The sequence below is a fragment of the Nisaea sp. genome, from assembly GCF_039990255.1.
Taxonomy (GTDB): domain Bacteria; phylum Pseudomonadota; class Alphaproteobacteria; order Thalassobaculales; family Thalassobaculaceae; genus Nisaea.
On the sequence record NZ_JBDXGG010000010.1, the window covers coordinates 1 to 15,598 of the forward strand.

Genomic DNA, 15,598 nt, shown 5'->3' on the forward strand with positions numbered 1-15,598 from the left:
GGCGGCGGTGCCGTTGGCGGCGTGAACGGATGGGGGGAAGGCCAGCAGGGGCAAGGCGGTGGTTACGGCGGCGCCGCCGGTGACGGCGGACAAGGGGGATATGGTGGCGGCGGTGGCGGTGCCGGCGGCGCGGGCGGCGGGGGCGGCGGGGGTGCCGGGGGGTCTGAATTTGGCGATGAGGCCGGCCGTTCTTCTTCCAACGCCGATAACGGTTCCGGTGGCCCTGGCGGGATTGTCGGCACGACCGGCAGTCCCGGGCTGCCCGGCTTCGGGGCCGCGAAAGGAAATCCGGGGCATATTGCGGCCGAAGGGGGCATGGGCGGCGGCGATTCGGGATTTTCTGGCCCCGGCGGTATCGGTGCGGCCTCCAGCAGCTGCGGCTGCGGTGCCGGGTTTGGCGGCGCCATCTTCATGATGGGCGGCAGCGAGGACCAGTACCACAATCAACCTAGTCTGGCGCCGACGCTGTCTCTTCACAATGTCGAATTCAACGGCAATAAAGCGGAGGCGACCAGCCCGGCGTCATCGGCCGGCGGGGACATCTTCCTGCAAGGCTACGGCTCGCTCTCAATCAACGGCGGGACCTTGGCGCCTAACGTTCATGACGAAAAGACCAGCGGAATCTCGGCGGTACCGGGCGTTGTCAGTGACGCGACCGATGCGTATGGCTTTGCGATCAATGGCGGCACGGGCAAATGGTCGGGCTTGCCCGATACATCCGCGTCCGGCCACGTGAAGCCTGCCGAGAAATAGTCTTCAAGCCAGAGAAATCCGGAAATCTCAAAGCCGATTGGCTTTGCTTACAGGGAAGGTGCTGCCATGATTGGTCAAATTGATCTTTACTCAGCCGTCGACCAGTTCGCCATCGAATACGAGCCGGCAGAGGGCTCGTACCCGTCGGCGACGAAATTACCCTCGAAGGCGATAATCGGAACGCTTTATTGCTTTTATTCGGTGCGGGTGACGAACAACCTTTCCAACTCCGGATATCTCAGAAGTTACATCGTGACCTGCAGACAGCGGCTGGTGATCAACAATCCGACCACCCCATCCGTTAATCTGCCCGCGAGTCTCCAATCCGGTGGTCCGGGGATGATCCCGGACCCCAGGAGACACTACTTCTACGCCAGCATGTCCGGCGTTTCCAAGACCGACCAGAAGACGACGACGGGATATTACTGCTATCCCGTCTGGGCGATGAGTTCCGTTTCGCTGGCGGCCGCGCCAGGGGCCGACATCGGCAACGCCTGGTTGCTGGACTATCAGCCCCGGACCTTGAACAGTATGGTCAACCTCTCCAGTTCTTCCGGCGTCGCGGCTTCAGGCGGTAGTTCCGAGGGCCAATCGAACATGGTCCAGAAGACGACGGGCGCGTCCAACACAACGACGCAGAGTTATGATGTGTCGCTTTCGCTCAGCCAGTTCGGGGGACTGACGGGGTCTGCCTCGACGGGGACGTCCCACAGCACCGACCATTCGCTTGCCCGTTCATCTGGCGCAGACCGGTCGTCGCAATTGGGACACAGTCTGCAGAGCACCAGCAACGCCAGCATGGCGATCAAGGACTGGGGCCTCTATTCCTCCCTGAACGTCTCCTCCGCCTCGCCGACGATACCCTCTTGCACCTGGTTCCTGTCTCAGGAGTACCCGTATAGTTTCCTGGCGACGAACGCGGCTAGCAATAGGCACGGAAAAACGCATGCCTTCCCTTACGACCTGAACCTCTCAAGCATGGAAGTGGCGAACGTCTTTCCGTGCGACTATAGCGAAGAGACTCTCGCCTACAGCATTTCGCCGCCGACCGAACTCGCCATCCTGGGCGGCGACTTCACCTTGACCTCTTCGTGGCAAATCGACACAGATCCGCAGAATTCCGCGCCGATTATCACGCCGAGCCACGTCGTGGATACGATCTTTGCCAGCCATTTTACTGCGAGCGTGGCCACTCCCGGCACCGTCTGCGTGGTCGGGCAGGTCAATCCCGGTCAGACGAAGATCCATACCGGTCCAGACCTCGATCTCTCCGTCCTGGCGCTCGATCCGATCACCCACAATTCCGGCGCCAACGGCGCGATCGTCGGGTTTCTGCCGAGCGGTTTCCTGGCGCCAATCACGTCGGGAGCGTTTTCCCGCTCGGTTTCGGCGGACAACAATCTGATGGTCCTGACCGAGGGTTTCACGGCGCCCGCAGCCCGCAGCCCGGCGAATAACGCGGTACTTTCCGCGTCGCTCGTCGACCACAGCTTTTCCGCGCAGATCAACGTCTGCTTCAAGCTCGCGCCGTTCGACGGCGACCTCAACCTCTATCTGAAACATTGGGTCGGTGCGGCCGGCCAGGCCTGCGAGTTGTCGATGTGGTTCAACCCGTCCGGGGTGTCGCCGAGTACCGCCGGAAAGCCGAGCACGTCGCCGGATCTGGTGTTCACGGTGAACACGACCGAGGGGTCGGGCGGCGACAACAACCTGCTGGTCGTCAATCTACGCAATCTCTACTACGACTCGGTCAGCTATCACGACTATCTCGTTCCTGGACTGAACGTGATCGTCATTGGGCTGCAGGCAACCAAGAAGACGTCGACCTGCGATTACCTGTGCAGAACTGTCGCGATTGGTGATTAGTTCATCAGGTATATGATTTTCATGTCAAATATTGGTGAGGACATAAGGTCTGTCTGATTTTTATGAGGGTTCTGGCCAAGGACTCCCGATGTTTTCGATTATATTGCGTTGGAAGGAGAGGTTAGTTGCCAAAACGTGGACGCTCGGAGGGCTGGCCCCCGGTCAGGGCGTATGGGAGCAGGCGCGCAAGATCTATGGTGCCGCCGGCGGTCCCTGTGATCGACGGTCGCTCCGGCAGTGTTACCGTCGAACCCAATGGGTCGATGCAGGCTACGGTATTGACGGAGCGACCGTCGGCCGGAAGGTCGTCGCCACCCATGAATGCCGCCGTCGACGCCTGCAAGATCGCCATTATATCGCGCGAGGCCGGGCACGTCTTTACGCCCAATTACCAGGCCCAACAAGCCGGCCAACAAGGGGAATTCTCAACGAAAGAGAGCCGGGCCCGTGTGACCCAAACCGGGCGCTCCGCCCTGATAAAACGAATCAAATTTGGCGACCCGGGGTTGAGTACCGACCGACGCGCATCGCACATGCTGTTCGACAAGGAGACTCCTCACATCATAGCCGTCATCGAAGGTCTGGACGACGTCGCGGATAGTGAAGGTTACTTGAGTCTCAACCAAGGCCCGACCAGAGGCGAAAGCCGTTTCAAGATTTTAGCCAAGCATCAGGGGAAAAACGCTGCGGGTGGAAATGACGCCAAGCAGAATTTCTTCATTTTGGTGAGATCGGACTTGGAGGATGTCTACCATGCCGCACCGGTCGATGTGCCGCACGAAAGTCAGACAATACCCTGCATGGGAGTAAACTACGAGACGGAAGACGGGCGCAAGTATCAAACCTTGATCGTGCACATTCCACATAAATTCCTCGGTAATTCAGCGAAAGAAGGGAGTACCCATGATGCGTTCAAACAATATGCGGTGAGCATGGCGGGGGAAACAACGGTCACCGGTTATATCGGAGATACGAACTACTCGAAGCCGATGACTCACAGGTCGAATCCGTCGACGGCGGGATTTGAGCGGCAGGCCGGTGGGTGGGCAGCGGAATTGAATCCCCGGGCAAGCGGCGCCCAGTCAGAAAAGCATTTCATGCAACATGTGCCTCTCGGCACGCCGGAAGGCGTATCGGTCCTGCAACCATCGACCCTGCACCCTGTGAAGGTAGGCAATGATCAGGAATCGAGAACGCGGCCCGGGATCGACCATCCGAGCATCATGGGGCGTATCGTTCACAACAGCCTTCTCAAGGGGCGTCCGCCGGAGAGTGTGATCATGTTGTAAGCAAAGCCGACGTGGACGGACTATGCGTCCGATGCCTACCGGTTCTTCGCCAGCTTTTTCCATGCAGAATGAAAGGTTTCGCGATGCCGTAACCGGGTCCGAAGGACGGCCGCGTCGAAGAGGAGTTAGCACCGAGGTGAAGCTCGACGACAGGCTTCGCGACAGGCGCGACGGCGCCATCAGCCGCCGGTCGCGCGAGCGGTACCAGGCGAACTGATTGCCGCCGGTGTCGACCGAGGCCGCCTTGGCATGGGCCGCGAAGGTGCGGCTTCAGTCATCGTCGACGGCCGGACGCAGGCGATCCCAGTCGGTGGTCGTCATGAACAGGATATAGCCCATGATAGCTTTATTCCCTGGCTCATCGGGAATCTCAATGGCAACGCGAACCGGCGTTGTCTCATACCAGCCAAAGCCAAAGAAGAATTTCCGCACCTCCAAGCTGAGGGGACCCGTTTACTATACCTGAATCTGCCGAGCGGGGTTCTTACCGGAGCTTGATTGAAAGAGGCCAACCTGTTCTCAGCGCAAACTGCGAGGGGCCAATCTGAAATGGGCCAATTTACAAGAGGCCGATCTGCCAGGAGAAGTGCGCGGCCTGACCCAAGAAGTATTGGATGTCGCTTGCGGGATGCCGGATCACCTACCAGAGGGGCTAACACCACCAAACCCCTGTCCCGAGTGAGCAGGAAGGCGGTTCCATTTTGATTAATGAGCCTCTTCAATTCTTGCAGGGTGGAAATAGCTCGCGTCGCTGTGTTTTTTTCCACTCGATCAATTCTCCACAGAACGCCACAGCCTATCCTTGACCACGCCACTCTAACTGGCCAGTTACCGCTCCAAGGCCCTATCGGAGTGCAGAGATCGTTCGCGTCGAATCTCTTGATTTGTCTCTTGTCGCACCAACCAAGTGTTTTGCTCGAAAGTTTCACCGTTGCGCCTGGGCACCTTCTTTGCGCCTGTTCGCTCGATCCGAACTAGCCCACCAGGTGCCGGGTTTGCCTCGCCTATGGCGCGTTCGAGGTCCACGCCCCAAATGGTGTGAGGTTGACCGCCCGGCTTCTCAACGGTGACGTAATAGCTTTTCGGGTTCGAGGGATTGTTCTTAAACGGCGCGTGCCCGTGCTCGATAAAGCGTACAAGCGCGGCTGCCGTTGGCACTTTCGGACTCTCGTCAATGCCCGCTGTTCGTGGCTCGATCCGGCTTGGCTCTGACGGTGCACGCTCGATCAGCTTGCCCTTTTCGGTCTCTATGCCCGCGTCCGGCGGCGTTACCGTCTTAGCCCCGTTGTGCTTGTTTTGCCTTATTTCTGCGCCGCCCCTGCCGTAGTCCCCTCCAAGAGTCCGTAACAACTCCTCAAGCAGCTCTCGTTGTGCGACGACCATCACAAACGCAAGCGGATCTGTATGCGCTTCCGTCTGCAAAAAGGTTCGCCAATTCCGGGCTATGATCCCGCGCGTTGATGGCACGATCCGTCTTTTGCCGATATATCTTTGCCATAGTGACTTTGCCCCTGCAGGCATCATCATCAGCGGTCGGGGCTGGTATATGGGTGATCCATATACACCGCGATTTGATTTACGCTCATCCGATAAGTCCGGCTGCATATCGCCCGCCGCGCGCTCGAAGGGACCTAACCTTTCAGACAAGCGTTTGGCACTTACCGCCCTGTCCAAAGCTGATGCTTTCATCGAGTGCTTTAACTCGTGATCGCGGAATACTAATCCCGCTCCCCGCTGTTGCAGTCGGACACCATAAACCGCCAAGCCCGCGTGAACCTCTTGCCAACTGGTTGCGCCCTGCAGCACGGCCATGATCGGTTCCTTCTGCTCCAGCATCCACCTTTGAAAGCTCACCTCCCAGGTTTCGCTTTCATAGTCTCGCGCTGCCGGCGAAAGCTCGCCCTGCAGCGCCTCCCGATCCGACATTCCCCTATCAACTGTCAGCTCGAATTGCTTCTCCATCGCCCGGCTGGTTTTCTCCAGGATCTTGAAATCCCGGAAAGGAGTGTGAATCGTCCCCGTCACCGGATGGATTTTGTTAAACGCGATGTGCATGTGGAAGTTATCAGTATTGATGTGGGTGCCGGCGACATACTGATGTTCGCCAAATCCCAGTGCATCGGCATAGCTCTTGGCTATTTCCTTGAGATCGTGCGGCGTTAGCTTTTCTCTTTCGCCTTCTCGAAACGACACGATCAGATGGTAGGTTCTGTTCCCGTTTCCGCCCTTCAGTTGGCGGACGGCTTCCACTTCCGCCAACGCAGCTTCTAGATCTTCTTTACTGTCACCTGCAGCACAGTTTCCAATCCAAAGCTGGTCCAGCTTTTCGCCGGCCTCTCGGGCCGCCGCGATGTACTCTCCAAGGCGCGTGAAATCCTCGCCTATCTTGGCTGTCTTATTGACCCTTTTTGCGATCATCCGGCCGTGTCCTCATCGGTTGCAACACCTCTCGTATCGCTGTCACAAGCCCTTTGAGTTCGGCCCTCGCCTCATCAATCTGACCTGCGATCGACCCGAGCTTTAGCGTCCGTGACGCGCCCTGTTCTTCATCCAAGGCGAGCTTGAAGAGGTTTCCCAACCGCGCCATGTCGGCATTCACAGACAGGATCTCTTTGATGCTCTCCCATCCCGCTCGATCTTGTGGCGAGGGAAGAGAGGCGCCGACAATCAGCCGCCGGATAAGTTCTGATTGGGAAAGCCCTGTCTGACCGCACAGCCTTGCAAGCTCTTGCCGTTCGCCATCGACCAAATAGGTTTTTGCAACGTATCGATTTGACGCCATTTGTTCTCAAAGCCCAAAGTCGCGGCATCGTTTCTGCGATACGCTTTGAGTGACTTGGCGCGGCGCGTGTGTTTCGCGCTCAAAAATACGAGGGTCGCTCAGGGCTTCTTTGATTGCGGCGCCGCCACGCTTAAGCGCCAGGTCGTTCCAATCGGTCAGCCCGGCTTTCTTTTCCTCGGTTGAGAACGGCGGCACTATGATCATTGCCGCCCCGCGCTTCTCATTCACTGCGTTGAGCGCCTTCGCCGCCGCCTTGCGTCCTGGGTTGTCTTCCTTGGCGTTATGGTCATCGTCCGCGCCTATGATCTGGAATCGGTCTGGCTTCATGCTGTGCACCGTTGCGGCGACAGCCGGAAGGTTCCCGCCGTCGAAGGCGACGATTGTTGTTATTCCTGTCTCTTTATGAAGGGTTGCTCCGGTCGCGTAACCTTCCGCCAGGATAATAGGCCCCTTCCCTGTGAGTTTTGCTGGTTCTCCCAGCACATGGAAAAGTCCCGCCTTCCGCGAATCCTCTAGGAAACTCTTTCGACCGTTTTGATCTATCAGTTGGACTCCCCATAGAAATCCTTCTCGATCACGAAGCGGCACGAGCAAACGCCCGTACCGGTCGATCTTGACCCCATACGGCTCCACGCCCTTCTTAATGAGATAGGGGTGGTCCGCAGGTGCGGACGCCGCATTGGTAAAAATGCCGTAGGCTTTCCGCGCGACTTCACGCTGTGTTGCTTCGCGCTCTTTAGCTTGCTGCTCCCGCTTCTGCCTCGCGTCATCCATCTGCCGTTTGAACACGGCCGGCGGAACCCTCTCCGCCTCGCCGACCCACGTAACTGGATCACCTCCCTTAAAGTTATTGATGATTCCGCGCGGCTTTCCGCCATCGAGGAAGCCACGATATGAGCCGCTTCTTTTGCTTCCCTTGTCGCCTTCAACACGAGCGCGTTGCCATTCGCCATCCATTATCGGTTGGCCTTCTAAGTTGAATCCATGTTCTTTGAGCGCGGCGCCGAATGCGGCAATTGCATCGTTTTCGTCAGCCATCGTCATCCTCCTACTCGGTCACGTGGTTTTGCCGCTGGGGGCGACATCGCCGCGCGACGGCGCAATTCCCGGTCCTGAAAGAAGAGTTTCTGTCTTGCCCGTATCGGGCGACATCCAGCCGCCAGCACCAGCACCTCACCCGGCTTTGCACCGCCACCACCAGTATTCAGGCGACCCATTCGCATCGCTTCGTCTGCCGTCAACAATGGTCGGCCGGTTTCGGTCTCGCTTTGATTGATCGAGTTTCGGCCGCCCAACGAGCCGGACGCAGATCGCCGCTTTTGAACCACGGTTGTTCGACCTACCATCTCTGAGATGACTTTCGCCGTTCCTAGAACGTTGGGCGCGAACGCTATCTGGACATGGCAATTGCCGCTGACCGCTTCATGCGGCCCGTAGACACCGCGCAACATTGCCAGGTCCTGGACGATGAGAAATGCCTTCACGCCATATCCAGCGAGATAGGCCAAAGCACGTTCCAGGATCTCGACCTTTCCCAGTGCGGTAAATTCGTCCAGCAGCAGAAGGAGTTTCCTCTTGCCCGCACGCGCTTCGAAATTTTCAGTCAGATGACGGACCAACATAGCGATCATCATTTGCGTGAGCGGGCGCAGCCGGTCGATGTCCGAGGGCGGAACAACAAGGTACAACGAGACCGGCTGATCCCCGCACAGATCACCAAGCGCGAAATCGGATGCGCCGGTATTTGCCGCCACAATCGGATCTGAAAATAAACGCAGCGCCGCCAATGCCGTGGAGTGAACGCCGCTACGCTCTTTGTAATCTTTCATCCGCATAGTGGTCGCGGCGCCGTGCACTTCGCGGTCAACTGCCCGCTCGCCATGCTCGAACGCCACCATTGCGTCCAGCATCGCGTCCATAGGGTCTTCCGCGTTCGCGTCTTCCTCATCATCCACTTGGGAAAGAAATTCCCGAACATCGTTCAGGTTAGCCACCTGGCCCACACAAACCCGGCTCCGGAACAGCACATGCAAAATGGCCGCTGACAGCCACGCCGCCCCTTCACGCATCCAATGGTCTTTTAGCCCCCGGCCATCCGGATCAATTAATGCCAGCGCGATAGATTGCGCGTCGCGGATCTCGCCGCCGTTACCGAGCCGGATTTCGGCCAATGGATTGAATCGATCTCCCGCTCGCGCTGTCGGATCAAACCGGATAACCCGCTGCCCGATGCTTGCGCGGTATCCTGCCGACAGCGCGTGGTTCTCGCCTTTGATGTCGAATACGAAGACTGAATCCGGCCATTCAAGAAGCGCCGGCACAACAAGCGACACCCCCTTGCCCGAGCGCGTCGGGGCGAAGCACAGAATATGTTCAGGTCCATTGTGTCGAAGGGACCTGAACCTGCCGACGCTACGCGACCAACCGGCAACCTGAATGCCCCGTTTACTGAAAAACCCCGCTTTTCGAATGTCTGCGACACTCGCCCATGCCGCCGAGCCGTGGATTTCTTTGGCGCCAAACTCCCCAAACTTTGTTCTGGCTGCCGTTTTCGCCAACCCTGCGGAGGCTGCGGCCATGCAAAAAACACCTGGAATTCCGGCATATAGCATTGCCGCTTCCATACCGGCCGGGAGCGATGTTCCGCTATCCTTGACCACTGCTAATAGCCAGCTCCACCAACGCTTATCTGATGGATCGAACCCGACAAGCCACCACCATTGCGCAAGGACGGCGAGAACCATTGCGATAGCAATTACCAGAAGCACCAAACGGAGTTTGACCATTCTAATCTTCCTCCCTCACCGGGTGCCCGTCTTTCAGGACGAACCGCCCGTTCCGCGCCTCATAGATGTCCGTCACGCGTCTAAAGCCATCCGCTGACCGTTTGATTTGAACGATCACGTCAATCAGCTCCTGGATGAACTCAGGGATGCGGGGCATTGCCGCCCCGGCCCAAGCCACGTTCTGATCAAATTTTCTATGAATGACCTGATGGGGGCTTTCTGCGTGAATCGTGCACATGAAGCCTGTCACGCCGGAATTGAGCGCAGCCAGGGCGGCGAATGCGTTCTGGGTGCTGATCTCCCCAAGAAGGATATGATCGGGTGTGATCCGCATGGTGTGATCGTAGAGCTCACGCCAGCTAACCATTCCGGCCCCGTTCTTTTCCTCGCGGGACGCGAGGAGGCCGATCCCGTCATAAAACCGGTCTATATGAAGCTCCGGAGTGTCTTCCATCGCGACAATGCGCCGATCGACCGGAAGCGTTGCCAGCAACATATTCAGGAGCGTGGTTTTGCCGGTATTGGTCGCGCCAGACACAATAATATTGGCTTCGGACGCGACAGCCGCCTCTAGATAATTCCGAATCTCGCCCGAGACCCCCCATTGCTCCCAGCTTGGCTCAAAAGGGTGCTTGCACCGGATTGCGAGACTGACGCCGCTCTGCGCGGAATTGCCGACAAGGCATTCGAAACGATGCCCGCCTGCTAAAACACAGGAGAGCTTCACGTTTTCTTCTCCGTCAAAAACGAGGCCGTTCTTGTTCGCTAATGAGCGAGCAAGAGATTCTATCTTCGCCCTCGACAACTCCGGGTCTTCGAATTCCTCCTTTCCGGCGCCTCTTCGTTCGACCACAACACGGTGTGGTCGCGAGATCCGCATTTCGACAGTTTCGTGTGGGGCATAGTACCGCGCGAGCGGCGCCAGGATGCGTTCTCCAAGCCTATCCATGTCGGCTACCACGCTGGCGGGGTTGCGAACCCACCATACATATTCACGCCAGTACTAACGTGGTCGCATATTGCATCCGTTTGCGAGCTTGACGTCGCGCCAGACCTACTCGCCGAACCGGCCCAAGTGTAAGTGGTAGAGACAACCGCGCTTGTTTCACCGTTCGTTACAACAACCTTGCTGGCTACTCGCACCAGATCGTATCTGAAGACCGTAATGGTAGAAGTATCGTTATGGTTCTGTTGTGAACACGTAGCCTCCTCTCCGACCTTATAGCTCTTATATCCGGCGTTAGATTCCTGACAGATGTTCCCTTCTCGAACTGGCGTTCCGACCCCTTCATCTTTTAGGTATTCCGATTCATCGGGGCGGTTGTAGACAGCAATGTTGCGGGTCGCCCGTATCGCCGCACACCCTTCATATGTGCTGTCCCCGGTAAGCTCTTGCTTTACCCGGTCTCGCACATAGGGCTCTGCCGACGCCCCAGAAAGCAGCTCCGACTCACTGATGACATATTGTCCCGAGGGAGTGTTGATAGAGATTTTGTGCAGGCGTTGCGCAGTGAGCGAGCCATCGTCTGTAAGCCAGCCCGCCAGCTCTAGATTGTGCGAGTACGTCTGCGTTCCTGTGATGCATTCGTTGATGTACTCACGCGCACCGTTCCGCATGTAGTATTCGCGGATCTTGTTATAGGAGAGACCGGCTGAAATATCGTGGTCCCACGTCGCGGGATCGGTGCAACCGTCTGTGGTGCTCTGAATAGCCAGATTGCCCGTCGCTGGCCGACATTCCGTAATGTAGGAATCCACGTCATCAACGGTGATCCGCAGCCGATATTGCTGTGTAACCCGTTGCGAAGATTCGTTAACGATGGGTTCGCACACGCGGCGGCCGCCTTCGTCAGTGAAGGTCGGCACATGCGAATAGGTTGTTCCATTATCAATGCATGATCCAGCGTCCCATGTGACGCCCTCAAGCGTGTATTGATAACGACCTTGCTGATATGACAGTTCTTCATTGAACGCATGCCGGATCGTGCACCCGTCTGTTGTCGGTACGAGCGGAACAGCAGCTTTGGACTCGGACGTTTCGCAGCCGCGAACCTCCACGGTCGCATTTACATCATTGAGATATGCGAGCGTTGCCAACGGCACGGCTTGATAAGACGCATAGTCCAGATAAACGGCGCATCCGTCATGCTGCTCAACGATTTCATATGTCTTGTCTTCATCGTCTACACAGTCTTGTGCCGTAACACGCTCGCCGCCGGGGCCAGTGTAGTACAGCTGGTATTGTGCCGTTGCGAGACGAGCATCCAAGTCTACCCTGTCCGAGCAAGATGCGTAGGACCTCTCTAGCGGGTACTGCGCGTTACTGTCTTCACAGGGCGTTTCTGTCTTTTGTCCGTTGTCATTGGTGATGACCTTGCTCTGCTGAAATGCGGTTAGCTGTCCGATATCGACGCGGATCGGACAGCCGTCTGTTAGCACATCAACAGTAAAAACATACGGCGGTTCATCTTCGGTAATGATTGGTTCTGGTGTCGTGTAAGCCGCTGCATCCTCGTTGCCGCCGCTATTACTCCCGACACTTTCTGTTCGCTTCGAGTTTTCGTCACCACCAACATTCTGGTGCTCGTTTGATTCGGCGGTGTTCGTGCCCTTCTCTTCGTCAACAACGAGCCGTGTCAGCGCCGCAAGCAACTCTGCATGATCGCCCTCTACAATCACGTCCTTGGTACTATCAAGGGCCGGCTCTTTGATCTGAAACTGAGAATAGAAGTTCTCTGTTGTGAGCGCTTCAGCCCGCTCGCCCTTGCGCACCCGGGAAAGGACCAATTGCGCAATTCTTTGACCATCGACATCCACATATCTCGTGTATGCGTCAACGGTCACATTTTGCGTAAGCTCCGGAGGGATATCCGGCACTTTGTCGAAGTTCATTTCGAATGAAGCGGCCTCGTGCTCTGGGATCTCAATCGAAGAGACCGGGCGGACTTCGATATCAATCTTTTTGGCCTGTTCGCTCATTTCCTCCACAAGCCCGCTGGACGCCTCAGCGCCTGCGGATCTTTGTTGCGTTTGCGCGTTCGCTGGGACCTGTGGTTGCGTGCTAATCAACGCAGCATAACAAATAATAAATATATAATATTTATTCACTCTTGGTCCTCCATCTTAGCAATGTACCAATCCGTGCGGGGACGGATCTGAAGCCGCGTCCCCTGCGGCACTGTGATAATTGGCTTCAGCTCAAGCGTTCGCTCAAGCACGCCAGCACTGATTTCGCCCAAGCGTTCAGAAAGCTCCGCTGCTCCAGCATCAAGACCAGATTGCAGTGACGTGCTTTCGTCTTCACTGTCCGACGCAGCCAGGCCCGCGCCCAAGCTCACGCCTGTTGAAATACCTGTCAGCAGGAATGCGGTGCCGTATCTTTCACCGAAACGGTTATCGACCTCACCTGATGTACCGGACCGCCCCTGCACATCGGCCAACAGTGAATTCAGGTTTCGAATCTCTGCGCGGTGCCCTGCAATCAGAATTCGCTCACATTCAATTGCGAGCCGGGATGAGCCAACATCTTCCGGCGATGTGTAACTGCAAATGAGCCGCGAGCCTTTGGGTATAAGCACGTTTCGGTCGTGATATCCGAAAACGTCTCTTGCGGACTGCACGTTGATTGTTCCAGCGGCACCGCCGCCAATTTGACTGTTGATTCCCGTTTCGAGCACAACCGTTATGTACCTATCCGCCGTAAGAATCCTGCTGTTATCTACCGGATACCCGGATGTCCGCCTGTCTCCCGTATAATCCGCTTCTTTCGCCATTGGCGGAGGGCCGAGCGGGGTCTTTGGTTCGGCGACCGGCATGGGAAAATCAAGCGGCTCACTTCTTTTCGGCGGCGTTAGAATAACCCTTGTTTCCCGCCTTACGTTCACCAGCGGTCCGGATTGATACAACTGTTCTAGTGCGCTTGCCAAAGGATCTGGCGGCGGAGCCGCAACAATCACGGGAGGCGGCGGCGGAGGAGGAGGAGGCGCCGCGATAATCACGGGCGGCGGCGCCGCTTCACGGATGACAATCGGCGGAAATCGCGGCGGCTCTTTCTTTTTAGGCACTTCTACCGGGGCAACTGGCAACGCATAAGCCGCCTCATCGTCAGCGGGCAGCTCGAAACCCGGTTTCTCAACAACGTCCGCCACACACAGACCGTTGAGAGTGAGGTTGACCGCAAGAGCGAGATCACACACCACGCTCATGTCACTCCCCTTTATACTTGATACAAAGGAAGCTTTTTCCGGACTTGAGCGTAATCAGCTCACGCGTGCTTTCAACGATGTACACACGCCCCTGAACGCGTGTGTTTACCGTCTCATCAATGTCATCGACCACGACATATGCGACCGGCAATTCTATGTCCTTCCACTTGTCGCCGAAGTCGATGTAAGTGAAATGATCATCACGATAGACGCGCTCAGGCACGAGCGTATCGTCATCGCCCCACATCTCATATTGATCAAAGCCTCGCAGCTTGGCGGGATCAAACTCCACATTCGCTACGAAATCCTCGGCAGGCGTCTCTGGTTCAGTCGTTTGAAGATCACTGACAATTTTGTCCAGATCATTCCCTTCGCGTTCGCCAGTACTCTCCGGCCGAATGTCGGGCATTTCTTGCTCGGCCGCATCGGTCGCACCATGCGGCTCAAAAACCACCTGAGTTGCCAGCCGGTCGATGTCGGGCACCTGCCCCTCGATTTTGAAAATCACGTCTGGCGTATTGGTCGAATTGAACCCTTCAGCTCGCAGATAGAACGGGTAGATTCTCCCGCTTTCCCCATAGACGACCAACGTGCTGTCATAGCCAGCACCCAAGGGCTTTACCATCAGCCGGTTATCGCTGCGGCGTTCGACCGTAAAGCCGCTTGGATCACCCACGTCCGCGCTTTCGATCCGCTCCCCCTCTGGGAGCTGGATCAATGAAACAAACCACTCTCGGACGCGCATTTTGTAAACACAGCCATCGCAAAGCGCTGCGGTATGTACGGCGTCGGTCACGTCGTTTTCGTCCCATGCTCTTTGCGTCTGACCGGGGCTTCGCGGGCGCACCAATTGCCCGTAACCCCCATCAAATTGCTGCTGCGCCTGTTCCAGAACAGAGTCAGGGACCGGTAACCGAGTGACTTGCGCCGTATGATTCGGCAATGCCGTCTTTCTCGTTTGCCCTTGCGAAACCGTTTGCGCGTTGGCCTCTTGTGTCACCACGAGGCAAACGAGCGCTCCTAGCCACACAGCAATAGATTTTTTATGCATTACATACGCCCCTTCACAACCATATCCGTGACAAAGATTCCCAGCGGATTGATGTACCGATCCGACTCCCGCACTTCGCCCGGCCGGGTTTCCATCGACAGATACGCTTGCAGCTTTTTCCGGCCGATTTCTTTCTCGCCTCTGGAATCCACCTGCTCAAACTCGACCACCATTAGGTAGCCGCTCTTCCGGCCCTCTACCTTGTTGGCGGATAGAACATGAACCTTGCGTTCCAGACCGTCTTTGAGGGCTCGCGCCATCTCCTTGGTTTGCAGACGGTTTTGGCGCAGTTTTTTCCAGAAACGGCCATCTGTCATAAGCATGGCGTCTCTGTGGCGGGTCTCCTGGGTCGGCTTGTCAATTTCGAGGACAAGTTTGGTGTAGTTCTGTGCCTGGCTCTCAAGCAGCAGCTCGAACCCATCCACCTTCTGAGTGATTGGCTCGATCCGGTAAAGTCGGTCGTCGGGACCATAGGACCGGACCAGCGCATATTCGGTTGTTTTGAGTGGTCCCAGCTCCGCAATGCCGGTCGCGAGGACAACAACCGCACCGACGAGCGCTACGCATGTGATTGACACGCATCTGAACGCGAACGCGAGGCGCCGATGGGCCACGTCATGACTGTAGGGATCGGCTGCTGCGACCGAGCCAACCCCTGCCGGATTTTTCAAGCCCTCTTCCATTGGACACCTCTCGGCTCGTACTCCAACTGATAACAAGCGCAAGGCGACTTACGCATCTCGTCGGACCCGTCATTGTCTTCTGGCATCTCGGTTGCTGCGCAACCCGCCATCAACGCCCCGACGACCACAACAGCGGCCAATCGAACCCGCCTTATCTTGGTGTTAACCATTCTTCGACCCTTT

Annotated in this window: 12 protein-coding genes and 1 pseudogene; 3 read left to right on the forward strand and 10 right to left on the reverse strand. The window is 56.9% G+C overall.

What is annotated here, in order from left to right:
* The 3 genes and pseudogenes from ABJ076_RS08790 to ABJ076_RS08800 form a co-directional block, all read left to right on the forward strand.
* Positions 1–753: pseudogene (locus ABJ076_RS08790) on the forward strand (hypothetical protein); the annotation flags it as partial.
* Between the two features lie 66 nt (positions 754–819).
* The gene (locus ABJ076_RS08795) at positions 820–2,619 is read left to right on the forward strand and encodes a hypothetical protein (protein ID WP_348188199.1); all 1,800 of its coding nucleotides are present in this window, start codon (positions 820–822) and stop codon (positions 2,617–2,619) included.
* A gap of 317 nt (positions 2,620–2,936) precedes the next feature.
* The gene (locus ABJ076_RS08800; protein ID WP_348188202.1) at positions 2,937–3,908 is read left to right on the forward strand and encodes a hypothetical protein; all 972 of its coding nucleotides are present in this window, start codon (positions 2,937–2,939) and stop codon (positions 3,906–3,908) included.
* A gap of 270 nt (positions 3,909–4,178) precedes the next feature.
* On the opposite strand, the gene ABJ076_RS08805 is transcribed toward ABJ076_RS08800, so the two are convergent.
* From ABJ076_RS08805 to ABJ076_RS08850, 10 genes are all read right to left on the reverse strand, one after another.
* The gene (locus tag ABJ076_RS08805; protein ID WP_348188204.1) at positions 4,179–4,346 is read right to left on the reverse strand and encodes a hypothetical protein; all 168 of its coding nucleotides are present in this window, start codon (positions 4,344–4,346) and stop codon (positions 4,179–4,181) included.
* A gap of 390 nt (positions 4,347–4,736) precedes the next feature.
* A complete protein-coding gene (gene traI, locus ABJ076_RS08810) occupies positions 4,737–6,326 on the reverse strand; it encodes a TraI/MobA(P) family conjugative relaxase (protein WP_348188207.1) in 1,590 nt (529 codons plus the stop codon).
* Positions 6,304–6,690, reverse strand: a complete 387-nt coding sequence (locus ABJ076_RS08815) for a conjugal transfer protein TraJ (RefSeq protein ID WP_348188209.1) — start codon at positions 6,688–6,690, stop codon at positions 6,304–6,306. Before ABJ076_RS08815 ends, traI begins: the two co-directional genes overlap by 23 nt.
* A 6-nt stretch (positions 6,691–6,696) precedes the next feature.
* The gene (locus ABJ076_RS08820; RefSeq protein ID WP_348188211.1) at positions 6,697–7,728 is read right to left on the reverse strand and encodes a toprim domain-containing protein; all 1,032 of its coding nucleotides are present in this window, start codon (positions 7,726–7,728) and stop codon (positions 6,697–6,699) included.
* Between the two features lie 2 nt (positions 7,729–7,730).
* Positions 7,731–9,476: a type IV secretory system conjugative DNA transfer family protein gene (locus tag ABJ076_RS08825; protein ID WP_348188214.1), complete on the reverse strand. Its 1,746-nt coding sequence runs from the start codon at positions 9,474–9,476 to the stop codon at positions 7,731–7,733.
* Position 9,477: 1 nt separating this feature from the next.
* Positions 9,478–10,425, reverse strand: a complete 948-nt coding sequence (locus ABJ076_RS08830) for a CpaF/VirB11 family protein (RefSeq protein WP_348188216.1) — start codon at positions 10,423–10,425, stop codon at positions 9,478–9,480.
* A gap of 5 nt (positions 10,426–10,430) precedes the next feature.
* Positions 10,431–12,455, reverse strand: a complete 2,025-nt coding sequence (locus ABJ076_RS08835) for a hypothetical protein (protein WP_348188218.1) — start codon at positions 12,453–12,455, stop codon at positions 10,431–10,433.
* Between the two features lie 125 nt (positions 12,456–12,580).
* A complete protein-coding gene (locus tag ABJ076_RS08840) occupies positions 12,581–13,681 on the reverse strand; it encodes a TrbI/VirB10 family protein (RefSeq protein WP_348188221.1) in 1,101 nt (366 codons plus the stop codon).
* A gap of 1 nt (position 13,682) precedes the next feature.
* Positions 13,683–14,732 carry a TrbG/VirB9 family P-type conjugative transfer protein gene (locus tag ABJ076_RS08845; protein ID WP_348188224.1) on the reverse strand — a complete coding sequence of 350 codons (1,050 nt, stop codon included), beginning with the start codon at positions 14,730–14,732 and terminating at the stop codon, positions 13,683–13,685.
* On the reverse strand, positions 14,732–15,415 hold the full coding sequence (locus ABJ076_RS08850) for a VirB8/TrbF family protein (RefSeq protein ID WP_348188227.1): 684 nt from the start codon (positions 15,413–15,415) through the stop codon (positions 14,732–14,734). The genes ABJ076_RS08845 and ABJ076_RS08850 overlap by 1 nt, the downstream gene beginning before the upstream one ends.
* Positions 15,416–15,598: the final 183 nt, after the last annotated feature.